We start from the raw sequence: 23,634 nt of genomic DNA, 5'->3' as shown, positions 1-23,634 counted from the left end.
TTAACTCTGCGCTATATCGATCAATAGACCATCTTGCATATGAAGCTGTCTATCCATTTTTTCTGCTAACTCGTTATCATGCGTTACCACTAAAAAGGCGGTGCCGTACTCCTTGTTCAACGTTCGCATCAAATCGTAAATTGATAAAGCGGTCTTGTGGTCGAGGTTGCCCGTTGGTTCATCCGCCAAGACAAGTGAGGGCTTATTCACTAATGCGCGAGCAATGGCAACACGCTGCCTTTCTCCTCCCGACAGTTCTGAAGGGCGGTGCGTAACACGGTGGCTCAAGCCAACTCGCGTGAGTAAATCATTCGCTTCTTCTTTCGCCTGCTTGGTATTCATACCACCGATAAGCAACGGCATGGCGACATTCTCAAGCGCCGTAAAATCGCTAAGAAGATGGTGGAACTGGTAGACAAAACCCAGATGTTGATTTCGAATCTTAGCTTGTTGGTTGCCATTTAAAGATAACAAAGATTGACCTAAGAACTCGACATCACCTTGCGACACTTCATCCAATGCGCCTAACACATGCAGCAGTGTTGACTTCCCCGATCCAGATGAACCAATAATCGACACCAGTTCTCCTTTTGCCACTTCAAAGCTCACGCCTTTTAAGACCTCGGTATCGACCGCGCCATCGTGGTACGTTTTTCTAATATCATGGCAAGCGATTAATGTATTACTCATATCTTAAAGCCTCAGCTGGTTTCACGGACGACGCACGGTAAGAAGGAAACAATGTGGCAACTAGGCTCAGTAACACCGCGCCAACAACAACGATAACAATTTGAGCAGGGTTAACCAAAATCGGCAACTGACCACCAAAACTAAACAAAGCAACCCCCATCGCATCAAGTAGTGCATTAAGGTTATTCGCCATCAAAACACCCAATACGCCACCGACCAAGGCACCGATGGCACCACTACTGGCCCCTTGTACCATGAAAATGGCGAGTACTTGCTTATCAGACATCCCTTGAGTTTTCAAAATTGCCACTTCTGCCTGTTTTTCCATCACGACCATGATCAGCGCCGAGATGATGTTAAATGCCGCAACACCGATGATCAGGCCTAACATCAACCCCATCATGTTCTTTTCCATTCGTACGGCTTGAAACAGCTCACCACGCTGGTCTCGCCAGTCGCTCCATTGCCACTGCTCGGGTAGTTCCGTTTTACTCAGATCAGAAACGACAAACGGATCATTGAAGAATAATCGCCAACCACTCGCCTCTTCCGGTTTAAACCGCATCAATTTGGCGGCATCGGTAATATGAGTCACAATCAGTGAGCTATCGATATCTGAGCCCGTACTATAAAGTCCCGCAATGGTAAACATGCGTTGACTTGGAATGCGACCAAGCGGCGTATACTGACTGGCGCTGGTGACCATAAGACGAATCTTATCCCCGACTTGTACATCCAATTCGCGCGCAAGGGTATGCCCAAGTAAGACCTTATACTCCCCCGCTTTCAATTGATTAACACTGCCACTCACCATCCGATGACGAATGGGATCATCACTGTCAGGCTCAATACCCAACATCATGACAGCAGCAAGCCCTTGGTGACTCTGCACGACGGATTCACTTCGAACAATAGGAACCGGAGCCTGACTTGTTGGGAAGTCAGCTAAGAAGCTGGGCGGTGGCTCGTCGATTGAAATCGTACCGCTGGAATGTGTGATGACAGCTTGAGGCAATACACCTAAAATGCGCCCTTTAAGTTGCGCTTCAAACCCATTCATCACAGACAAAACCGTCACCAAAGACAAAACACCGATCGTGATTCCGGCCGTAGACATATAAGAAACAAAGCGGCTAAAGCGATCGCCTGAACGACCTCGCAGATAGCGTAATCCGATAAAAACGGGTAATGGGTGAAACATAGCACCAACCATAGAAAAAAATCTAAGGCTAATGTAACGAGAAATGCGCTTAGGTTGTAGCCCTGAATGTGATTTTCGTTTTAAATGACAGACTTTTAACGATTTGATCGGTCAATTTCTTGATAACTCAGTGATAGCCAGAGATAATTAGCACAATTAAACAGGAATTATCTATGTCACAGAATGACTTCTTTACCGTAAACGGCGCAATTAGAGCAAACATTGAACCCCTAGACGTGGGGGCAGTGTTACCTAGCTTAGAAGAGTACCTTGCGCAAATCCCTGCCCCGTTTGTCGCATCCTGTGAGTTTAGCCAACTTGATCAACAACGCGACGCCGCTAAACACGAACTGCAACAACAAAACCTAAAACACGTCGCCGAACTCATCGAACAACAAAATACCAAACTGAACCTCCTGCTCAACTATATGATTGCTCAGCAAGACCACGCAGAGTATCGTCAAATCACCACCCATTTTGGGGCGGGCGAGATAGCTTATAGCAGCAACGCCCCGTTAGAGCTTGGGCAGTTAGCCACCATAAAACTGTTTTTGGATTCGCCACCTGCTGGTATCTATTGTTACGGTGAAGTCACCAACGTCCAACAAACAGATTCGTCATTTTCAATGACACTCGCATTCGTACGTATTCTTGAAGACCATCAAGACATGCTAATTAAAGCCGCGCTGCACCATCAGCAAAAATTATTAAGACAGCGTTCGCTTGACCGAGAAAAAAGTTAAACACTATGACCAATTCTTCGTTACTCCCCCTAAACATGCCATCAGGTGCGGGCGATAAAAAATATCTGGGCAACCTACTTGGTGGCTCACTTGCACTTGCTATCAGTGAACACGCACAAGCACATAATAGTCATACGCTCCTCGTCGTTCCAGACCCGCAGCTGGCGATTAAACTGCAAGGTGAGATTGAGCAGTTTTATCCAGATAGTGTCGGTATATTTCCTGATTGGGAAACCCTGCCTTATGACAATTTTTCGCCACATCAAGATATTATCTCTGAGCGAATAGCCAAGCTTTACACGCTGCCGCAGCAAAGTTCTGGCATCACCATTATTCCGGTCAGCACGTTGCTTCAAAGGCAAACGCCACGCGACTTTTTATTGCAACACACCTTAATGGTGAAAGTTGGTGATTTATTTTCGCTACAAAAGTTACGCCATCAGCTTGAAAATTCGGGCTACCGCCAAGTTGAGCAAGTCTTTGGTCCGGGTGAATATGCAAGTCGCGGTTCCATCCTTGATTTATACCCGATGGGCAGCGATGCGCCTTATCGAATCGACTTTTTCGACGACGAAATTGATACCATTCGAACGTTTGATCCCGAAAATCAGCGCTCAGTGGAAGACATCAACGAGATACGCTTACTGCCTGCGCATGAGTTCCCGACCACCAAAGAAGCCATCGAAGAATTTCGCGTACGCTGGCGTCAGCAGTTTGAAGCACGTAGAGAGCCAGAGTCGATCTATAGCCAGGTCTCTAAAGGGATTTGGCCGGCTGGTATAGAGTATTGGCAGCCATTGTTCTTCGATCATACTGAGACACTGTTCGAGTACGTCAATGATGAATCGCAACTCATTATGGTTGGAGATATCGACGCTTCTATCGAGCATTTCCTCAATGACGTTGCACAACGTTATGAACAGAGAAAAGTTGATCCTCTTCGTCCACTATTGCCACCGGCCGCGTTATGGCAACAAAAAGATGAGTTTTATACTGGGCTAAAACAGCACGCCCAACTTATTGTGTCTAGTGACACGATTGACGCCAAGGCAGGCAGAAAAAACGCCGATATTAGCCCACTGCCTGACATCTCAGTCCAACATCAGCTCAAAGAGCCGATGGCACAGGTTCGCCAGTTCACTGAGCAATACCAAGGCCAGATCATTTTTTCTGTTGAATCAGAAGGAAGACGTGAAGCACTCATTGAACTACTGCATCGCATTAAGCTGCGCCCTCAAGAACACGAAAGCCTCGCGTCAGCCCTTGCCAGTAAAGACAAATTCAGTCTTATCATTGGTCAATGTGAATACGGCTTTGCCCAAGGAAAACGATTTGCCCTTGTCTGCGAAAGCGACATGCTTGGTGAACGCGTTGTGCAACGCAGGAAAAAAGAAAAACGGTCCGTCAACAGCGACACCATTATTCGTAATCTTGCGGAATTAAAACCAGGTCAACCCGTTGTTCATGTGGACCACGGGATTGGTCGATACCTCGGGCTTCAAACCCTTGAAGCTGGTGGAATCACTACAGAATACGTCACGCTAGAATATCAAAACGAAGCCAAGCTCTACGTTCCGGTCGCCTCATTGAACCTCATTGGCCGGTACTCAGGTGGCGCAGAAGACACAGCACCGCTCAATAAGCTTGGCGGAGAAGCCTGGACGAAAGCTCGCCGTAAAGCAGCGGAAAGAGTACGCGATGTCGCGGCTGAATTGCTTGACGTTTATGCCAAAAGAGAGCTCAAGCCGGGCTATAAGTTTGTGCTCGATAGAGATCAATACGCCACGTTCAAAACCGGCTTCCCGTTTGAAGAGACAGACGACCAAGCCCAAGCCATCAATGCGGTACTATCTGACATGTGCCAAGCGAAGGCGATGGACCGACTTGTATGTGGGGATGTAGGCTTTGGTAAAACCGAAGTGGCGATGCGTGCGGCCTTCTTATCAACCGACAACAATAAACAAGTGGCGGTATTAGTACCAACCACACTCCTTGCCCAGCAGCACTTTGAAAACTTTCGTGACCGATTTGCCAATTTGCCTATTCGTGTAGAGGTGTTATCGCGCTTCAAAACTGCGAAAGAGCAAAAACTCATTTTAGAGGATGTCAAAGAAGGCAAGGTCGACATTCTGGTAGGGACACATAAGCTGCTTTCAAGCACGATCAAATTTAGAGATCTTGGCCTACTGGTTGTCGATGAAGAACACCGATTTGGTGTTCGTCAAAAAGAAAAAGTAAAAGCCATGCGCGCCGACGTCGACATCTTAACGTTAACCGCCACGCCTATCCCACGAACGCTTAATATGGCAATGAGTGGCATGCGAGATTTATCGATTATCGCTACCCCGCCAGCACGTCGCCTCGCGATTAAGACCTTTGTTCGCGAGCGTGATGACAGCGTCGTTCGTGAAGCCGCTCTGCGTGAGATTATGCGTGGCGGACAAGTGTACTTTCTGCACAACCAAGTGGAAACCATTGATAAGGTGGCCGAGGACCTCGCTAAACTTATACCTGAAGCCCGCATCACCGTGGCCCACGGACAAATGCGAGAGCGCGAGCTTGAGCGCATTATGAATGATTTCTATCATCAGCGCTTCAATCTGCTCGTATGTACGACAATCATTGAAACGGGTATCGATGTTCCGACCGCCAATACCATTATTATGGACCGAGCCGACAACCTCGGTTTAGCTCAATTACACCAATTACGAGGCCGTGTTGGACGTTCGCATCACCAAGCTTATGCTTACTTACTCACGCCACACCCTAAAGCGATAACCAAAGACGCCATTAAGCGACTCGATGCAATTGCATCCCTAGAAGACTTGGGCGCCGGATTTACGCTTGCCACGCACGATCTGGAAATTAGAGGGGCTGGTGAACTACTGGGCGACGAGCAAAGTGGCCAGATTCACTCGGTTGGTTTTTCTTTGTATATGGAAATGTTAGAACAAGCCGTAGAAGCACTCAAAGAAGGCAAAGAGCCATCACTTGACGACTTATTGCGTGAGCAGACAGAAGTTGAATTACGCATTCCTGCCTTGCTTCCTGACGACTATATACCAGATGTTAATATGCGACTGTCTATGTACAAACGCATAGCAAGTGTGGCCGATGACGAAGAACTCCGTGAACTAAAAGTCGAATTGATTGACCGATTTGGTTTGCTACCCGATGCAGCCAAACACTTGCTGGCCATTTCCGCAATGAAGCTACGTGCGGCTCAACTAAAAGTGAAAAAACTGGAGGCGCACGACAAAGGGGGTTACATCGAATTTTATCCTGATGCTGACATAGACCCAGCCTTCTTAGTTAAACTGCTACAAGCTCAGCCACACAAGTTTGCCATGGAAGGGCCGACAAAATTCAAATTCATAGAAAGCTTGACGGATCGTCGCAAGCGTCTAAATTTCCTAAATAATATGTTGGAAGAATTTGAAAAAAATCAGGGCCCGAAACGTTGATTTAGGATTGAAACCAATCAAGACAACAACGTGCTAAAGGGTGTTGAGTAACGCGTGATGGAATTGTCTCGGCAACACCCTGTATTAGTTGATATAATGTGGTTGAACACAACGATAGTGTCAATCAATGGAGAAAGAATGAAAAAGTTGATCCCACTGCTGCTCCTATTAGTTTCTATGCCAAGTTTGGCACAGCGACAGTTTGATATTGAAGTGATCATTTTTAAGCGTGCCGTGAATCCTGAAAAGGTTAATGAGTCTTGGCCAAATGACCTCACACAGATCGACTTTAAACGCAGTGGTGCCATGAATGATGCCAATTATCGGGCGTCAAAAGGTGTGAAAATGCTGCCTTATTCCGCCTATCAGTTAAATGACGAAGTGGCAAAGCTGAAAAAGCATGCTGGTTACTCTGTTCTCTTGCATAAAGCGTGGCGTCAAGGCGATCAAGGAAAAGCCTCGGCGCCTAGTTTTCATATTCGAGCAGGCAAAGACTATTCTTCGACGTTCAACACCAACGGCAGCGTGAAAGGCAGTAATGACAATCAGTCTTCTCCCGTTGACGGCGTCACAGAAGTGGCGATCGATAAACCGCTTTATGAACTTGATGGCAAACTGCAAATCTACGTTCAGCACTACTTGTACGCAGAAGCCCAACTCGATTTAAAATCGCCAAGCAGTAAAGAAGTCGTGATAGCGGGCCCTACCCCTATTCAAGAGAGTGATGCCGAACTGATGGCTCCACTGACAACTGGCGATGCTTCAGAGCCAGACAATAATGTCATCGCAGGTAACCTGCAAGAAGTCGAAGTACAGACCGAGGTGCAAACCTTTTTGAAAAACTATCGCCTCGATCAAAAGCGACGCATGCGCAGTAACGAAACTCACTACTTAGATCACCCTCTATTAGGGATGATCATTCAAGTAAGAAGAGTTGCTAACTAGTAAGAGGCCCAAATATGGGCCTTTTCTTTATCTCGCATCACACGATATTCAGCCCGCTATGTCTATCGTCATCAATCGACACCCCACACTATGAACACCAATTATTGTATCTATACCCCTAGATTGTGCTTACGCTTACTCACACAAGAGGACGCAATAGAGGTCGCTCATGCCATTCGTCATTCACCATCACTGCACCGTTGGATTGATTGGTGTCACGCTGGTTTTAGTACTCAAGAAGCGCAAGACTTTATTGGGGCGACAAGAGTCAATTGGATTAAAGCTCAATCGTTCGGGTTTGGACTTTTTGAAAGAGATTCGGGTTCATTCGTGGGCATGGTGGCACTCAATGAGTTCTATCACACCTTTAATATGGGCAGCTTGGGCTATTGGTTGGCCGATTCAGCGCAATCCCAAGGCTATGCCAAAGAAGGACTTGAAGCATTAGGCGAGTTTAGTTTTGTCAGTTTATTACTCACGCGATTAGAAATAGTGTGTGACCCAAACAACCAACCCAGCCAAGATTTAGCAATACGTATTGGTGCGAGCTATGAGTGCCAGGCCGAAAACCGATTCATTTTTAATGGACAGCCTAAAACCGGACTCGTTTATTCTCTAGTACCACCAAAAAAATAAGGCACCCAAATGGGTGCCTTATTCAATCATCTGACTTATTCAGGGTTCCGAAACGTGTTGACCACGACAGCACCGCTAAATTTATGAGCTTGATTAGTGAAGCTTAAGATTCGGTCTCAACACTCGGTTGATTCGGCCAACAAGCATCATAAGCCCAGTTTTCACCACACCATGCAGCGCCACTTGGTGCATTCGATAAAGCGAGATATAGACAACGCGAGCAATACGCCCTTCTACCATCATAGAGCCTTTCGTCAAGTTACCCATCAAGCTACCCACTGTCGAGAAACGGCTCAATGAAACCAGTGAACCGTGATCGCTATATTCATAAGCTTTGAGGTCACGGTTTGACAGCTTCGCTACAACGTTACTAAATGCTCTGCTCGCCATTTGGTGCGCCGCTTGTGCACGCGGCGGTACAAATGACCCATCCGCTTGGGTGCATTGCGCTAAATCACCAATAACAAAAATGTCATCATCGCGAGTGGTTTGTAACGTGTTTTTGACGACCAGCTGGTTAATACGATTGGTCTCTAAGCCTGCGATATCTTTCATGAAATCAGGCGCTTTGATACCAGCAGCCCACACCATAATTTGTGCAGGTATACGCTCACCATCTTTTGTCGTTAGACCGTCTGCGTCTGCCTGAGTCACCATTGTAGAAGTACGAACCGTTACACCAAGCTTAGTAAGCTCGGAGTGCGCCGCAGAGGAGATTCTAGGAGGTAATGCAGGGAGTATGCGCTCTCCCGCCTCAACGAGGTTTACATTAAGCTTACTTGAGTCTAAATCACCGAAGCCATAAGTGCGCAACTCTTTCACTGCGTTATGCAACTCAGCTGACAGCTCAACACCCGTAGCGCCCGCTCCAACAATGGCAATATCGACGGTACCCTGGCCACTTTTAGCGTGCAGTTTTAAAAATTCGTTGTTCATTTCGGTGCGGAAGCGGTGAGCTTGCTCTGGGCTATCCAAGAAAATGCAGTTATCACGTACCCCTGGAGTGTTGAAATCATTGGAAGTCGAGCCAATTGCCAACACGAGGATGTCATAATCAATATCACGAGCAGGCATTAACAACGAGCCCTGTTCGTCTTTAAGTTCGCTAAGTTCAATACACTTTTTTTCGCGGTTGATAGCTTTCAAGCTACCCATTTGAAAATCAAAATGATGATTTTTTGCGTGAGCTCGGTAGCTCAACGCATCAACGCCTTCATCTAACGAACCGGTTGCGACCTCGTGTAACAGCGGCTTCCACAAGTGGCTCGCTTTACGATCAACAAGCGTGATATTCGCTCTTTTCTTTCTTCCAAGTGTACGACCTAATTTAGTCGCAAGCTCTAACCCGCCAGCGCCTCCGCCTACTACGACAATATTTGTCAAAATGGCTATCCTCTAAAAAGTGAAAAAATGGGGTGTAGCTCGAGTAACTCAAACCACTAAAAATTCTTTCATTATGAGCGAATTGCTCTGGGTCTTCAGCGACCCTAAATCGGTACAGCAGCTGCTTAACGTCACGTTTTCGTCCAAAAAATTATGATCTTGAACATCTCGGGGCAAGTTTTCTTCTTGCTCTAAACTTTTTTTGATATTTATCAACAAATGTGGAGTGGATTTATTATATAGAGCAAATTAATGACCGCAACTAATGAATGGAATTATTTTTCAGATCACAGATCGTTTGTTGAGTTATTAATCAACAAATACGCCATCGAACAGAGAAAAATGCCAGACAACAGACAAAAAAAAGCAGCGAAAAACGCTGCTTATATCGATTGCACATCTCACGCCTGAGAAGCAAATATCAGGCTATGCCCCTTTAAAGGCTTTCATTGCCTGTAAATGCTGCGAGATTTTTTTGAATTTATGAGGTTCTATTTCGTCCCAGATGACATCGTAGAAACCGCCTAGTGCATCGGCCGTTTTTTGATTGTCATGAATCTCATCATTGCGAGACAAAATGACCAAACATTGGCTGCCATTCTTAGCACGGAATTCATCAACACACTTGGTTGCAATGTCTTCATATTCTTCTGGACGATCGATTCTTCCTTGCATATTGAGTTGAGGACGCAAGTTAGGATTGAAAATCACCTGTTTTATGCCACATAAAAAACCAATGCGCTCAGCCCAAAACCCCCCAAGCCCCACACCACAGATTAAGGGTGCTTTGTCGTCAGATTGCTCAATCAGTTTATGGACTTCTTTAAGCAAATGCTGCATGTCATGCTTAGGATGCAATGTGCTGTAATTTACGAAACGGACATCATCATCGATGAACTGTAGCTGTAATATTTTTTCGTGGTTGCCCGGGCTACTCGAGTCATAGCCGTGAAGATAGATAATCATAGTACCTCTCAATTATTCCTATATGGTACGCATTTTTTAAATTTACCACGCCCAACGTATTTTAAAAGTGAATTTCTATGTATTAATCAGAGAGAAACGACAAACAGTGATCACTTCTGCATAATCGGCGATAAATATGCTCTGCATTGAATAAAAAATCGTCATTACTCCACAACTGAGCAGCCAATACATACCAGAGCAGTGCCATCATTTGAGCATGATCAGACCACACTCGCATATCATGACGCCATTGTGCTTGAAAGCTTGAGTCTTGAAAGCAGCGCTCTTGTAAGTCTAGATCCTGTAAATCGAGTCTTTGCAAATCAGGCGCTTGTAAATCGTGTGCTTGTAAATCGAGAGCTTGGGAGCGTTGTTGCCGTGTGTTTCGGATTAAACGCCTCTGCTCACGCATGTACAATTCAAGCCCTTCCTCATGGTTCATTCCCAACATATCAAGTGTAAGAACAAGATCAAGTCGTGGGTCAGCGATCGCTGCATATTCCCAATCAATCACAGCGATCGCATTATCATCGCAAATGATACCACCACCGTTAAGCGTACTGGTGTTGACTAAATTGTGATGACCAAAGTCGAAATGGCAAAGTGCCGATGGGTGGCTCATTAGCGAGGGAGGTAACCTCAATTTCTGATAGAGCGTGCTATAGCGTGATTTTTCTTCACACTCTTTTATTTGCTGCCAATAATGGTCGACTTTTTGCGTGTAATCGAAACGACGAATGGCCTCGGTATGATAATGACAAGTATGCACCCTCACTAACAAAGCAATGACATCTTGTGCAGATAGTGCCTCAGATACGGGAGAACCTTCAACCCAAGCAAGCAACACGCCGTGTTCACTGTAACCTAATACCTGATTGGTCTTGATGTAAGGCGATACCAAGTTAAGAACCGCTTTTTCATTATCTCGGCAAATATCAAACGCTGCGCTAATTTCGGTGTGACCTCGCCACACCACCCAACCTCTCGTTTGAGTGGCTATTTTCCAAGTACGGTTTGTTAACCCGCCAGAAAGCTGAAGTGCCCCTAAGGGCACTTCATTTAGCACAGTTTGCGCATGCAACAACTCTGGTTGCAGTTGCAGCGCATGTTGCCAATCTATCATCAATTAATTTGGATGTTAGAAGCCTAACACTGAGCGAGATTCTTGTTTACGAATCTCAGTCTCATCAGCCCATTCAATAAGACCCGTTTCTAGGTCCATAAGACGCATCGTCATCTTGTAGTACACATCTTTATCGCTGCCCGCTTCTTTCACGATGCTGCTTAGGTTGCCATAAAGCATGTATTGTGCACCGACCATTTTACCAAACTGAATGGCCGTACTTTGATTGACTAGCTCATCATTGTTTTGGAAATCAAGTTGCTCACGAACCGACTCAACACGATCCATATCAACGAAGCGGAATTTACCTGAGTTCAGCATTTTTGTACTAATGCTGTCGGTAATTGATTCAGTATCAATATGTTCTGTTGTTTTATTTTTGATTCGTTCAACGAAAACGATTGGACGTGAGTCCCTTGTAATGGCAGAGACTGAACCAGACATCAACATGCTATCTACCATATCGCCAGCAATTTTCTGCAAATCGGTAGAACCAAAATCGATCGTTGTGGTTTCAGTGGCCTGTGAATCACCATAACTAACTTGATTTGAACAACCACCTAAAATGACGGCCAACCCCAACAAAGCAATAATACTCTTTTTCATGTTTTTTCCTTAGTCTCGCTAATTTTTCCAACTCTTACTCAACTGAGTAATTAAAAGGTGGCTACGTTATTCATCTGCTCCGCGCAGTTGTACGCGAAATTCTTTACCATTCGGATTTACTGACACTTCTGACAGGGTGACCGTTTCGTCACCGCGTAAAATTGCTCGCTTCCAAGGCGCTTGTTTCGTATTCACTTCCAAGCCTTGTTCGTCGTACCAATAAAAACGATATTGTATAATTTGATCAACCGATGTTTTGTTTGCCAGCTTAACAATACCTCTGGCGTGCCCATTCGTATCAATCGTTGAAATGTCATCAATAGAAAATTTATTGCCCATACTCTCATCGCCATACAGTACAGCTTGAGTTTGACCTTCTATCTTGATTCCTGATGTATTGTTAGATGAACAGCCTACTAATACAAGCAGTACACCGATACTCAATAGCCATTTTTTCATTACAACCTTCCTAATTGTTTATGCCAAATGGTGGCACTGCCACCCTGGCGTGACAGCCAAACAAGCGTGGTTTGTTTGTCTCTTACATCAAAAGTATAGTCTTGCCCATCAACAATGATGGTATGAGTGCCTGCCTTGACGATATTACTGGAACTGTTGACGGTACTTGGTAGCGTCTGCCAGCTTCTCGTATCTGGTTGTTCAGTCAGTGTATTCCAAACATTAAACAATAGATTGCCAACATCATCATCTTTAGCCGTACTTTTACGAATCTGATCTTTTGCATACACACGTAATGCCTGACGGACTAAGATGCTTGGCATATTTTCAGTCAACTGCTGCTGCGCCATCAAATTAACATCGACAAGCCCATCGCCCTTCAGCGATTTACCATCTAATGTCACCGCGGGATACGCCGGTTGAGGGCTTGGAACATAGTGAGGCAAGGCAATACTATATATTGCCGTATTACCTTGACTGTCATAAACAGGCAAAGACAAATTCCATGATTGCATCGCACTGACTGCACCACGCTCTTCAAGTACAATAACGCGTCCTTGACCCACCTCTAACGACGCTGGCTCACCATATTGTTTTTTCAATTCATCTAAGGCTTGTCGTCGACCCGCACGTTTTGCCACTCGCATAACAGCGTCAATCACGGCTTTATTATCTGGGGCAACCGCTAATGCACGCGTATAGTCAATATAAGCACCATTAAGGTCGTTAGAAGCCTCATAAAGCAACCCGGAAAGAAAGAGGAGGTAGCCATTTTGTACCGCTTGCAGTTTACTGCCCGCGTCTGGGTAACGTGATAGCACGGAGCCTAAGTTCGGCGAAATTCCTTTTTGTTTCAGCTCTGACTCTGCTGATTTCAGGTCTTTCTCTCGTGATTGTCTCGCTCGCTCTTGAACCTGATTTGCTCTGCGAACCTCAACAAGCGCACCTTCTAGATCATTCTTTTGGATGTAGTTTAAACCAAGGTAAAGATGTAAAAAACCAAGCTCATAATCAGGAGGAACATACTCGGTAATATTGTCGTTTACGGCCAATGCTCCGACGCTTGTCGCCGCATCAGAAATAGACAACAATGCTTTATCTTGTTGCACTCGTACCGCTTTGTCACTGACCTCTAAGGCCAATTTACTCTCAGGATAAGCTTGACCTAAAAATTCGACACGCCCTTTTTCTAGATTATCTAAGATGTCACCGGCAACAGGCTCTGGTGGTAACGCAGATTGAGCTTGTTGGTACTGTCCATTTTTTACTGCTTGATAAACGGTGGCATTTTGTTGCGAATAATGGCTGAACAAATTACCGGCTGTCAGGCCAGCACAAGCGGTAACACTGAGAGATAGGAAAGCGACCAAGGTGTGTTTAACACGACGTTTTAGCATAGACACATCAAATGAATTTAAGTATTACAAAGTACTGGTTACTTTTGCGAACCAAAGTAACCAGTACCGCTATCGGTAAAGGCGCTGTTAGCTCATTAGCAATGGGCCCAAAGGTCGACCGCCCACTAGATGCATATGAATGTGGTACACCTCTTGCCCACCGTGCGCGTTGCAGTTAACGATAAGGCGATAGCCATCCTCGGCAATCCCCTCTTCTTCAGCGATTTTTCGAGCCACGGTAAACATACGCCCCATCATCGCTTCATCATCAGCAACCACGTCATTGACTGTTGCAATAAGCTTGTTCGGTATGATCAGCACATGGCTTGGCGCGCGGGGATTAATGTCACGAAAAGCCGTGACGAGTTCATCTTGATAGACAACATCTGCTGGGATTTCTTTACGAATGATCTTACTAAAAATGGTTTCTTCAGCCATGAAGACGCTCCGAATTGATTACGGTTTAATGAGAGTCGGCATATTATTGTTGCCGTTACCGTGAAGTATGCACTAAGGGCCGTCTGATCACAATTTTAAGCGATTCGATAGGCAACTGTTTTTATTATGATTCACGCTCAATGACTTCGCACACTTATTAATCGAATGGACAATTTAGCATTTGAATTTCAGTACTTTCTTATATTTTTGCAGTATGCGTCATAAAACGTAGCACCGCATCTCATTTATATTTCAGTTTTTGTTATTTCTAACGATAAAGAAATTAGAGACAAAGAGACAAAGAGACAAGTACCCAAAAACATTACGTGGCCAATGACAATGCAACACTTTTACTTTGTCAGCCGGTAGGGTAACGCGTCCAAGGTTGTTTATTTTATATCGCTGCACAACATAGAAGAAGGAACAGGTATGCAAGGTTCAGTTGTAAGGCGGATGTACGCGGGATTCACTCTCATCGTCATCCTATTTGTCATCACCATTGCCATCATGCTCAACGGGATGAGCCAGATTTATCAATACTTTGGTACCGTCTCAAAAACCTCACTGCCCTTGGTTTCTTTATCTAATCAAACGAGTGTTGAACTGCTCTCTGCAGACAAATCGTTTAAAGACTTTTTGACCACTCAAAATGAAGAACGCATGACCATGAGACGTCAGGACTTTTCGGAGTCAATGGCGGTATTTGGCTCTGTACTTGACCAACTTGAACAGGCGAGTGCTTCCGTTCCCGCACTTGAAGCAAGAATCGGTGAACTACGAGATGTACAAACCCGTTATAGCCAAGAAGCTCAAGAAGCGATGGACAACTATCAATCCATGTTTGTCGCACAAGAACAGGTACAACAATCTTCGCGTCGCTTCCAAAAATTGCATACCGACTTATCCGTAGGCATGAAAGAATACGTCGATGACGTGTCGAGCATCTCCGTTAAGGTCATGGCAAAAAGCTATTTTATTAAGCTAAAAGATGCGGAACTCATTACCTCAGATGCGCTAGCCAGCAACGACACTCAATTTGTGCAAGAAGCCGTCGATAAAAACCGAAAAGCGGTAACTCACCTCAACTACGCTTACCGAGGCTTAGTTACGCAAATGCCGGAGCTAAAGAAAGTGTTTGATGAATCTGTCGAACAATTTACTAAAGACGTCGGTCAAAAAGGTGGCGTGCTTGATCAACACAACAACTACCTCATCGCTCGTACCGCTTTGTATCAAAATATCGAAAACCTCGCTCAAGAAGTCGATGGTGCGATGGCCACACTCAACGGATTTACTGAAACGGCAACCGCCAACCTCAATCGCTCTCTTGCTGATGCAGGTACCATTTATGACGAAGGTGTCTTAAAAGCCATCGGTATTGGTATGTTGGTGAGCGTCATCGCGATCGGTGTAGGCTATCACATTGCTCAAAGTGTACGTCAACCGCTAAACAGCACGTTAAAAGCACTGGAAAGCCTGACCGAAGGTGACATGACACAGCGCATTGATATCAAATACAATAATGAATTCCGCCGCTTGGGTAACCATATTAATACCCTTGCTGACAGCTTACATAATGTCCTTGTTCGGTTAAACGATGCTTCTGATAACTTGACACAAACCGCCAGTAACAACCAAAGTACCTCAACGACAGCGCAGACAAAACTAAGCTCTCAGCGCGAGCAAACCGCTAATGTTGCGACGGCCATGACCGAAATGTCGCATTCTGTACAAGAAGTTGCCAACAGTGCCCAAAGCTCACTAGAGAAAGTGCATCAAGTTGAAACTGCGTCTGAGTCCGGCCGCCATATCATGAGCACCAATATCAGCACAATCAATCAACTTGAAGTGCGCCTCAATGAATCGGTAGAAGCGGTGGGCGAGCTGCAAAAAATGAGTAGCCATATTGGCAGTATTCTCGATGTTATTCGCAACATTGCTGAGCAGACTAACCTTCTTGCGCTGAATGCGGCCATAGAGGCGGCTCGTGCGGGTGAACAAGGTAGAGGGTTCGCGGTCGTCGCTGACGAAGTACGAGTGTTAGCGCAACGGACCACAGAATCGACAAGCGAAATCGAGACCATGATCAGTAACCTGCAAAGCAGCTCAAAAAGTGCCGGTAAGGTGATTGAAAGTTGCATGCAAGACATGGAGCAATCTGTTGAACAGGCCTCGAGTGCTAATGGCGCAATGGAAGAAATTCAAGCATTGATCATCGAAATTAGCCAGATGAGCACACATATTTCTCAGGCTGCCGCTGAACAAAGTGAAACCACAGCAGACATTGCCAAAAACATTGAAGAGATCAATCACATTGCCGATGAAAGCTACCAGGCAATGTCAGAGATTGCCTCAACAAGTGAAAGCCTAACCAGCCTAGCAAATCAGCAAGGAGAGCTAGTTCATCGCTTCAAACTGTAGCACTTAACCCCTTTGCTAGAGTGTAAGCCTCATACCCGCCAGAATAAGAAAAAGGGGGGAAGTGAGCAAAAATAATACAATTAACGTAAGAAACTCGTTAAATATTGTCCAAGAGCAGGCTTTCCTAACAGCCTGCTCTTGTTTTTTATGTGAAGCGGCGTTATATCTTGAGAATGGCTTGCTCCACTTTTTAATGACTTACCTGTCATCTCCCCCACTTCTTTCAGCAAGCCAAACGTTGAAGGAAACATTATGGCTGTTCATGTTGGTATTATTGACAAAGACCCAATTCGTCTTGTCACCCCACTTCTTGATGATCGAACGGTAAGTAGGCACATCATCTTTATTGGTGATGAAACTCAATTTGGTATGTTTGAACGGCTAAGCTCAGTGCTGCAACAACGCGACATTACGTCCGAATTCTTTGAGATCCCAAACATTGCGAACACTTCTGCCATTAAGCAAACCGTGCTGGAATTGGCAAAAACACTAAAAGACAAAAACGTCGAAGTAAAACTTAATGCCAGCTGTGGTTTGAGACATCGATTGCTGTCAGTGTATGAAGTATTTAGAACCTTTCATTGGCCTATATTTGTAGTAGAGCCAAGTAGTGACAGAATGTGTTGGTTGTACCCAGAAGGTGCTGAAGATGCACAGGTGCAAGACCACATTACGATTAAAGATTACCTTACGGTGTTTGGCGCACGTGCTGAATTTACCGAGTATGACATTCCACCACAACTTGATAAAAAGCTGTATGCACTCGGCGAGCGTTGGGCAGGAAATGCACTCGAGTTAGGCCCTGGCCTTGCGACGCTGAATTATCTCGCAACAACGTGTCGAAAAGAACAAAGGCTAGACGTTGAACTGTCTGATAAACAACAAGGCTACCGCGAACTTAATATGTTAATAAGCGATCTTGTTGATCTAGAGATCGCCTCGTACAGCAACGGTACCTTAACCTTTATCAGTGAAGACGCGAGACGTTTTTCAAACGGTGAATGGTTAGAAAATCTGGTTCACAGTACCGTTAGACAAATCCAAGATGATATGCCGACAATTCAAGATCGTTCGCTCAACGTTCAGGTCTATCGCCAACTTGGAGAGCGGGAAGTAAGAAATGAGCTCGATGTCGCCTCCGTCGTTAACAACAAACTGCACATCATAGAATGTAAGACGAAAGGGATGCGCGATGACGGTGACGATACCCTGTATAAGCTTGAATCGCTACGTGATTTGCTCGGTGGATTGCAAGCTCGCGCCATGCTGGTGAGCTTTCGACCGTTACGCCATAACGATATTACACGCGCGGAAGATCTTGGTCTGGCACTTATTGGCCCAGATGAGCTAAAAGAACTTAAACATTATCTTAGCGTGTGGTTCAAAGGAGCCGGTGGTGTAGATGAGCACGGCACTCTCTCTTAAGCTTATTTAGGACGGGTCATTTAGAACAATAAAAAAGCTTGGTATTACCAAGCTTTTTTATTCAGTTTGTCTTAAACAACAATTGCCATCTACTGTTCAAGTTTTGCTGTCATTTTATGCTTTGCACCAACAATAAGTATGCAAATATACGCTGCAATCGTCAGCGCCAAAATAGCAAAAGGAAGCGCAGCCCAGCCCCAACCATCAATAGCGATACCACTGATAACACTGCCTAAGCCAAAACCAAGTGAGATAAAGAACATCATCAGACCTTGTGTAAAACCACCACCTACAAACGTCAGGCGAGCAGCAATAGCAGGAGAGATCATATCAGTCACGGTAATACCTTGAAGATAAATTAAGACCAATCCAAGAGGAATAATAAAGCCAAGTGATAATCCCGACTCAGCAATGAAATACAGACCAGCCATCACAATAATAGAAGCAACCGTGCTCAGCTTAAACAAACTTAACGCACCAAATTTAGTCACGTATTTCTCCGCTCCCACCAGCACAAATAAACCTAACACGGAAGCAATGGATAGATTCGCGGCTGACATTGACTGAACAACATCATAAGCATTTTCCATCAAGTTAGGATACTGAGCTTGAAACGCGCCTTGGCCTGCACATAAAAGACCAACGGCTAATAGGAAAAGGCCAAAGTTGGAAAACAAAACCTTGGTCATACTCACTTTTTCCGCGCTTTCGTCGCTATTGTTTTGAGCAACCATTTCAGCATTATCGACAATACGCTGCGCTGCTTTTTTGTTGGTCATCATCGTCACAACCAGCAGTACCGCAACCAACACCATCATAGCGATAAACCGTGCTTCATAGCTCCAGCCCATCCCCGTTACCGCCGCTAACGCGACCCCTGCCAATAATGAACCAAAGATCAGAGTCTGAGCCATTCGGCCTAGCTTCATCGCTTCTGTTTTTTCATCATAGCCTGCAAATGTAATAAATACGGGGTTAAGCATCAGCAAAATTGCAGAACCGGTTCCGAAAAGAACCGAACCGATTGCCATAAAAATAAACGCCTGGCCTGCTACAAGAAAAAATGCGCCTGCGAGCAAGTACGATACCAAGCCCAAACCTTGGGCCAATCGATGTGCCTTAAATTTGTCCGCTAAAATACCGATCAACGGAGCAAAGAGTCCGGCTAAGCCAAATAATCCCATCGCGAGGCCGGCTTGAGTCGCACTGCCCGTTCGGGCCAGAATAAATGATGGCAACATAATTGGAATAAATACGATCTGAACAATACCGTATGCAAAGTGGGCAGAGAACCACCCTTCTAGACCAAGTTTTTTCAACATGTGACGACCTCTAATATAATTGCTCTCGCCTATTTCAAGAGAATGAATACCACGAGTAAAAGGCGAACAATAAAAGTTAGGTTCGCTTTATTACAGCGACCAATTTTCTAAATGAGGCGATTATAACGAGCTTTCTCGGCCATATAAGTAACACGGGGGAACCACTTATTTCACACAGTATGTTACCTTGAGTGTCGATAACGAAATCATAACGATTCATCTCCAACCCCCACCGCACCCTTACATTATCAACACTTCTGTAACCCTCAACATTTAGGTTTGCCCCAAAAAAAAGAGCCTGGCAAACGACTGGGGGTCAGTTCAAACACCGGGCTCTTTTTCGCTAAACACTGAATCTACACTGTGGCTTCGTTACTTACTGGCACCTTGCCAAGTTGCTTCTTTTGTTTATGGGCAACCACAAGAATACAAACATAAGAAATCACCGTTAAGCCAAGAATCGACAGCGGTAATGCTGACCATCCATACCCGTCAACGGCCACACCACTCACTACGCTTCCCAACCCAAATCCAAGCGAGATGAAGAACATCATTAGGCCTTGCGTATACCCTCCACCAACTAAGGTCAAACGTGCAGCAATCGCAGGAGAAATCATATCTGTAATAGTAATGCCCTGGAGATACACAAGCACAAGTGCCAACGGAATCACATATGGCAACACCATGGCAGCCTCAGCAATAAAATAAAGCACGGCAACGACAGCAATCGAAATTAATGCACAAAGTTTAAACAAGCTGATGGCGCCATACTTCGCGACAAACTTTTCAGCTAATACAAGAACAAACAGGCCCAAGACTGCCGCAACTGACAACGTCGCCGCAGATAAAGACTGCGCCACACCATAACCATTCTCCATTAGGTTTGGATACTGGGCTTGGAATGCACCTTGACCTGCACAAAGAATCCCTACCGCCACCAAAAAGAGGCCAAAATTAGAGAACAGCACTTTAAAAAGACCAGTCTTCGGAGCGGACTCTTCTTGTGCTGCCGCCGCCATAGCATCGGCATTATCTATGATACGCTGTGCGGCTTTCTTGTTGGTTGTGATCGTGATAACAAATAGAATGGCTACCGCGACTATCATGGCAATAAAGCGTGCTTCATAGGTCCAACCGGCCTCCGTGACTGCGGCTAAGGCAATGCCCGACAGCAAAGAGCCGACGATCAACACTTGGGACATTCGCCCCAACTTCATGGCCTCTGTTTTAGTGTCATGCCCAGCAAAAGTAATGAAGACAGGATTAAGCATGAGCATAATCGCGGAGCCCGCACCAAACAATACCGACCCAATCGCCATTGTGGTAAAATTGTCCCCGGCAATGACGAAACATGCGCCAGCAAGCATATAAGCAATAAGCCCTAACGCTTGTGTTAATCGGTGCGCTTTAAATTTATCGGCCATAATACCAATTAAGGGCGCTAGAAGCCCTGCAATACCAAATAGGCCCATTGCAAGACCGGCTTGAGTCGCACTTCCCGTGCGAGCAAGAATAAAAGATGGCACCATCATTGGTATAAATACGATTTGAACTATGCCATATGCAAAGTGTGCTGAGAACCAACCTTCTAAGCCAAGTTTTTTCAACATATTACAGACCCCGTAGGTAAATCACTATTAGTAGATACATCGTCATTAATAGTGGATAGATAGAATTAAACCGTAAAAAAATCCATTTTTACTAGTTATAGAAAAGCGTAACAATTCATGATTGAAATTTATAATTCGGTGTTTATTACTATTCTCAATATCGAAAATAAAACCACGTAGTTACTATGCTTATTAATCAAATTCATCTTAATCACTCTATAAATAAAGTGATATAGGGTCTGCGCACCAGTGCCAATATAACGCTTCACTCAGTGCCAACATTGCTATACTCTAAGTACAACGATAAAAATAATAGCAGCGATTAAGAAATGTCCCTTCATTTAAGAACGGAGCCTACCTCATGAACCTGACAAAATTACGTGTATTTACGCTTACTGCGGAACACGGTTCTTTAACCAAGGTTGCCAATATCATGGGCAAAACTCGTACGTCGCTTAGCATGGCGCTGTCTAGCTTAGAAGATGAGCTTGGTGTCGAATTGTTTGAGCGTACACGCAATAGGTTAGTGCTGAACGAAGCTGGCGGTGCCCTACTCACCGACTGTAAAAACATATTAAATATGGCTGAAAGCCTCTACTCTAAAGCAGAGCAATTTCGCCAAGGTGACAGTGATAAAATACGCATCGCGTATGATGACACGCTCCCTTCCTCGTTTTGGCGTCAACAACTGGTCGCGCTATCCGACAACTTCCCTCACCTCTCACTCACCGTGATTAAGGCTTCCAGCGCGGATATACCGACACTGGTTAAAGAAGGACACGTTGATCTAGGCTATGGACTTGTTTTTAGCTCAGGTGATGACCCTCAGATCAAGGTGCGCTCCCTACACAGAATCCGCATGATGGCGGTATGTTCACCGAAGCATCCATTAGCGCAATCAACGAGCGTGACGTCGACCGACATCAGTGCACACCGACAAATTGTGTTATCACACTTGTTTGAAGAGATTCATGAGGATTTCCGTCCTATTTCAAGCAGCACAATCAGCTTTTCGAACCACCAAGAAGTGCTAGAAGCGGTCGTTGATAATCTTGGATGGGCCATTATTCCGGAGACACTGGTCAAGCATGAACTCAGACAAGAACACCTTGTCGTCGTGAAACATCCGAACGGAATGTATTTTGAAAGTTTTGGTGAAATGTCTCGTCCCAATGACCACGCGGTTGAAACTCGCCAGTCACTTATTGATGGGATAGAGGAAAGCATTTACGATTTATTTTAGGTTCCCAGTTCATCCTCAATGTGTAATCACATTTCAGGACAGGGCAGACATTAATTAGCATGGGAAATACAACAAAAAAAAAGCCGAAGCAATATGCTTCGGCTTTTTCGTTGTCATCAATCGGGGTAAATTGATTAAACGATGCGTAGACCGCCTTGAGCGATAGCAAAACGACGTGCACGTGTGTAAGACAGTGCGTTCGTGATGCCTTCACCAGTAGGACCAGCGATTGTGAACGTTGAAGTACCTTCAGCGTTGTAACCTACACCAGATAGTGTTGGGCCGTTGTGAGCGAAGATAGTTGTGTTGATTGCACGACCAAACTTAGTCACGTTCTCAATGTTACCAGAGTAGATGCAAGAAGAGTGCTTGTTGCCACGCTCTGCTGCTACTGCACGCTCAATGGCTTCTTCGATGTTTGCACAACGAACCACTGGAAGTACTGGCATCATTTGCTCAACGTGTACTAGTGGGTGATCGTTCTCAACAACCATTACCGCTAGACGTGTATCAGATTCAACACCGATAGACTTCAGGATTTCACCAGCGTCTTGACCAACGTGTTGCTTAACTGGGTGCCATACGCGAGCGATTTCTTGAGCAGTACAAGGCTTAGCACCGTCAATTTCGTCCATAGTAAGGATTTGTGCTGTTAGCTTCTCAGCTTCTTCAGCAGAAAGCACGTATGCGCCAGTCGCTTCTAGCTTAGCTAGGAACTCGTCAGCCACTGCGTCTTCAACAAATACTTCTTTCTCACCGATACAAAGTAGGTTGTTATCGAAAGATGCGCCGCCGTATACGCCAGCCGCTGCTAGGTCTAGGTTAGCAGAAGCGTCTACGATTACTGGTGGGTTACCAGCGCCAGCGCCGATGCCTTTTTTACCAGATTGTAGGATAGCTTTAACTAGACCTGGGCCACCAGTACCAACAAGCATGTTGATTAGTGGAGATTTAGCGATTTCGTTAAGCGTTTCTAGAGTCGGCTCTTTAACCATAGTGATTAGGTTAGCTGGGCCGCCTGCTTCAACGATAGTCTTGTTTAGAAGATCGATCATGATAGCAGAAACAACTTTTGAAGATGGGTGAACGTTAAACGTTACTGCGTTACCAGATGCTAGCATAGAGATAGCGTTGTTAACGATAGTTTCAGTAGGGTTAGTTACAGGAGTAACTGCGCCGATAACACCGTATGGTGCACGCTCTTCTAGAGAGATACCGTTATCGCCAGACCATACTTTAGTTTCTAGAACTTCAGTACCTGGAGTTTTAGCAGCAGTCAGTTGGTGCTTAGCAATTTTGTCTTCAACACGGCCAAGTTTCGTTTCTTCACGAACCATTTTTGCGAAGTCTTCAGCTTTAGCTAGAACCGCGCCACGCATAGCAGTCAGGATCGCTTCACGACCTTCTTTAGTAGACGTTGCGTAGAATTCTACTTGAGCTTTGTGAGTTGCAGCGATTGCAGCTTCAACAGTTGTGAATACACCTTGTGCATTATCGATATCAAAAGACATGTTTATTACCTCTGTAAAGTATTAAGTGGTTGTCCACTTTCGCAGAGCAGG

The 23,634-nt window shown here is 45.1% G+C and carries 19 protein-coding genes; 7 read left to right on the top strand and 12 right to left on the bottom strand.

What is annotated here, in order from left to right:
- The gene (lolD, locus tag AB4405_RS11250) at window positions 1–690 is read right to left on the bottom strand and encodes a lipoprotein-releasing ABC transporter ATP-binding protein LolD (RefSeq protein WP_102471370.1); all 690 of its coding nucleotides are present in this window, start codon (window positions 688–690) and stop codon (window positions 1–3) included.
- Complete coding sequence (gene lolC / locus AB4405_RS11245; protein ID WP_372060839.1) at window positions 683–1,891, bottom strand: lipoprotein-releasing ABC transporter permease subunit LolC; 1,209 nt, start codon at window positions 1,889–1,891, stop codon at window positions 683–685. The genes lolD and lolC overlap by 8 nt, the downstream gene beginning before the upstream one ends.
- 173 nt (window positions 1,892–2,064) lie before the next feature.
- Here lolC and AB4405_RS11240 point away from each other — a divergent pair, with 173 nt between their 5' ends.
- The 4 genes from AB4405_RS11240 (at window position 2,065) to AB4405_RS11225 (ending at window position 7,679) form a co-directional block, all read left to right on the top strand.
- Window positions 2,065–2,634 (top strand): PilZ domain-containing protein, encoded by a 570-nt coding sequence (locus AB4405_RS11240; RefSeq protein ID WP_102471369.1) that lies wholly within the window; start codon window positions 2,065–2,067, stop codon window positions 2,632–2,634.
- A 5-nt stretch (window positions 2,635–2,639) separates the two neighbouring features.
- Window positions 2,640–6,098: a transcription-repair coupling factor gene (mfd, locus tag AB4405_RS11235; protein ID WP_372060838.1), complete on the top strand. Its 3,459-nt coding sequence runs from the start codon at window positions 2,640–2,642 to the stop codon at window positions 6,096–6,098.
- Window positions 6,099–6,236: 138 nt separating this feature from the next.
- Window positions 6,237–7,043 (top strand): peptidoglycan binding protein CsiV, encoded by an 807-nt coding sequence (locus AB4405_RS11230; RefSeq protein WP_372060837.1) that lies wholly within the window; start codon window positions 6,237–6,239, stop codon window positions 7,041–7,043.
- 90 nt (window positions 7,044–7,133) lie between these two features.
- Window positions 7,134–7,679 (top strand): GNAT family N-acetyltransferase, encoded by a 546-nt coding sequence (locus tag AB4405_RS11225; RefSeq protein ID WP_372060836.1) that lies wholly within the window; start codon window positions 7,134–7,136, stop codon window positions 7,677–7,679.
- A gap of 93 nt (window positions 7,680–7,772) precedes the next feature.
- On the opposite strand, the gene AB4405_RS11220 is transcribed toward AB4405_RS11225, so the two are convergent.
- The 7 genes from AB4405_RS11220 to hinT all read right to left on the bottom strand — a co-directional run bounded on the left by AB4405_RS11220 (window position 7,773) and on the right by hinT (window position 14,051).
- Entirely contained in the window at window positions 7,773–9,062 is a 1,290-nt protein-coding gene (locus tag AB4405_RS11220) for an NAD(P)/FAD-dependent oxidoreductase (RefSeq protein WP_372060835.1), read from the bottom strand.
- A gap of 426 nt (window positions 9,063–9,488) precedes the next feature.
- Window positions 9,489–10,028 carry an alpha/beta hydrolase YcfP gene (gene ycfP / locus AB4405_RS11215; protein ID WP_372060834.1) on the bottom strand — a complete coding sequence of 180 codons (540 nt, stop codon included), beginning with the start codon at window positions 10,026–10,028 and terminating at the stop codon, window positions 9,489–9,491.
- A gap of 82 nt (window positions 10,029–10,110) precedes the next feature.
- Window positions 10,111–11,151: a phosphotransferase gene (locus tag AB4405_RS11210; RefSeq protein ID WP_372060833.1), complete on the bottom strand. Its 1,041-nt coding sequence runs from the start codon at window positions 11,149–11,151 to the stop codon at window positions 10,111–10,113.
- Window positions 11,152–11,166: 15 nt separating this feature from the next.
- A complete protein-coding gene (gene lpoB / locus AB4405_RS11205) occupies window positions 11,167–11,757 on the bottom strand; it encodes a penicillin-binding protein activator LpoB (protein ID WP_102471362.1) in 591 nt (196 codons plus the stop codon).
- 66 nt (window positions 11,758–11,823) lie between these two features.
- Window positions 11,824–12,216 carry a YcfL family protein gene (locus tag AB4405_RS11200; RefSeq protein WP_372060832.1) on the bottom strand — a complete coding sequence of 131 codons (393 nt, stop codon included), beginning with the start codon at window positions 12,214–12,216 and terminating at the stop codon, window positions 11,824–11,826.
- Window positions 12,216–13,613, bottom strand: a complete 1,398-nt coding sequence (locus tag AB4405_RS11195; RefSeq protein WP_372060831.1) for a COG3014 family protein — start codon at window positions 13,611–13,613, stop codon at window positions 12,216–12,218. The genes AB4405_RS11200 and AB4405_RS11195 overlap by 1 nt, the downstream gene beginning before the upstream one ends.
- Before the next feature lie 87 nt (window positions 13,614–13,700).
- Window positions 13,701–14,051, bottom strand: coding sequence for a purine nucleoside phosphoramidase (hinT, locus tag AB4405_RS11190; protein WP_102471359.1), 351 nt, complete (start codon window positions 14,049–14,051; stop codon window positions 13,701–13,703).
- Window positions 14,052–14,480: 429 nt separating this feature from the next.
- Here hinT and AB4405_RS11185 point away from each other — a divergent pair, with 429 nt between their 5' ends.
- A complete protein-coding gene (locus tag AB4405_RS11185) occupies window positions 14,481–16,472 on the top strand; it encodes a methyl-accepting chemotaxis protein (protein ID WP_372060830.1) in 1,992 nt (663 codons plus the stop codon).
- A 252-nt stretch (window positions 16,473–16,724) separates the two neighbouring features.
- Entirely contained in the window at window positions 16,725–17,897 is a 1,173-nt protein-coding gene (locus AB4405_RS11180; RefSeq protein ID WP_372060829.1) for a DUF1887 family protein, read from the top strand.
- Between the two features lie 89 nt (window positions 17,898–17,986).
- Here the strand turns inward: AB4405_RS11180 and AB4405_RS11175 are convergent, their stop codons facing one another.
- Window positions 17,987–19,219 carry an MFS transporter gene (locus tag AB4405_RS11175; RefSeq protein WP_372060828.1) on the bottom strand — a complete coding sequence of 411 codons (1,233 nt, stop codon included), beginning with the start codon at window positions 19,217–19,219 and terminating at the stop codon, window positions 17,987–17,989.
- Between the two features lie 356 nt (window positions 19,220–19,575).
- Window positions 19,576–20,829 (bottom strand): MFS transporter, encoded by a 1,254-nt coding sequence (locus AB4405_RS11170; protein ID WP_372060827.1) that lies wholly within the window; start codon window positions 20,827–20,829, stop codon window positions 19,576–19,578.
- A 361-nt stretch (window positions 20,830–21,190) separates the two neighbouring features.
- On the opposite strand from AB4405_RS11170, the gene AB4405_RS11165 reads away from it, so the two are divergent.
- On the top strand, window positions 21,191–22,072 hold the full coding sequence (locus AB4405_RS11165; protein ID WP_102471354.1) for a LysR family transcriptional regulator: 882 nt from the start codon (window positions 21,191–21,193) through the stop codon (window positions 22,070–22,072).
- A gap of 134 nt (window positions 22,073–22,206) precedes the next feature.
- On the opposite strand, the gene AB4405_RS11160 is transcribed toward AB4405_RS11165, so the two are convergent.
- Complete coding sequence (locus AB4405_RS11160) at window positions 22,207–23,583, bottom strand: aldehyde dehydrogenase (RefSeq protein WP_102470410.1); 1,377 nt, start codon at window positions 23,581–23,583, stop codon at window positions 22,207–22,209.
- Window positions 23,584–23,634: the final 51 nt, after the last annotated feature.

This window comes from Vibrio sp. 10N.261.51.F12 (assembly GCF_041471725.1).
Classification (GTDB): domain Bacteria; phylum Pseudomonadota; class Gammaproteobacteria; order Enterobacterales; family Vibrionaceae; genus Vibrio.
This window is presented reverse-complemented; position numbering and strand designations above follow the sequence as displayed.

Coding starts and splice junctions, on each gene's coding strand:
- AB4405_RS11195 (WP_372060831.1), bottom strand. CDS start 13,613: ATGCTAAAACGTCGTGTTAAACACACCTTGGTCGCTTTCCTATCTCTC.
- AB4405_RS11210 (WP_372060833.1), bottom strand. CDS start 11,151: ATGATAGATTGGCAACATGCGCTGCAACTGCAACCAGAGTTGTTGCAT.
- AB4405_RS11240 (WP_102471369.1), top strand. CDS start 2,065: ATGTCACAGAATGACTTCTTTACCGTAAACGGCGCAATTAGAGCAAAC.
- mfd (WP_372060838.1), top strand. CDS start 2,640: ATGACCAATTCTTCGTTACTCCCCCTAAACATGCCATCAGGTGCGGGC.
- AB4405_RS11230 (WP_372060837.1), top strand. CDS start 6,237: ATGAAAAAGTTGATCCCACTGCTGCTCCTATTAGTTTCTATGCCAAGT.
- AB4405_RS11175 (WP_372060828.1), bottom strand. CDS start 19,219: ATGTTGAAAAAACTTGGTCTAGAAGGGTGGTTCTCTGCCCACTTTGCA.
- lpoB (WP_102471362.1), bottom strand. CDS start 11,757: ATGAAAAAGAGTATTATTGCTTTGTTGGGGTTGGCCGTCATTTTAGGT.
- lolC (WP_372060839.1), bottom strand. CDS start 1,891: ATGTTTCACCCATTACCCGTTTTTATCGGATTACGCTATCTGCGAGGT.
- AB4405_RS11180 (WP_372060829.1), top strand. CDS start 16,725: ATGGCTGTTCATGTTGGTATTATTGACAAAGACCCAATTCGTCTTGTC.
- AB4405_RS11170 (WP_372060827.1), bottom strand. CDS start 20,829: ATGTTGAAAAAACTTGGCTTAGAAGGTTGGTTCTCAGCACACTTTGCA.
- AB4405_RS11225 (WP_372060836.1), top strand. CDS start 7,134: ATGAACACCAATTATTGTATCTATACCCCTAGATTGTGCTTACGCTTA.
- AB4405_RS11200 (WP_372060832.1), bottom strand. CDS start 12,216: ATGAAAAAATGGCTATTGAGTATCGGTGTACTGCTTGTATTAGTAGGC.
- lolD (WP_102471370.1), bottom strand. CDS start 690: ATGAGTAATACATTAATCGCTTGCCATGATATTAGAAAAACGTACCAC.
- hinT (WP_102471359.1), bottom strand. CDS start 14,051: ATGGCTGAAGAAACCATTTTTAGTAAGATCATTCGTAAAGAAATCCCA.
- AB4405_RS11165 (WP_102471354.1), top strand. CDS start 21,191: ATGAACCTGACAAAATTACGTGTATTTACGCTTACTGCGGAACACGGT.
- AB4405_RS11160 (WP_102470410.1), bottom strand. CDS start 23,583: ATGTCTTTTGATATCGATAATGCACAAGGTGTATTCACAACTGTTGAA.
- AB4405_RS11185 (WP_372060830.1), top strand. CDS start 14,481: ATGCAAGGTTCAGTTGTAAGGCGGATGTACGCGGGATTCACTCTCATC.
- ycfP (WP_372060834.1), bottom strand. CDS start 10,028: ATGATTATCTATCTTCACGGCTATGACTCGAGTAGCCCGGGCAACCAC.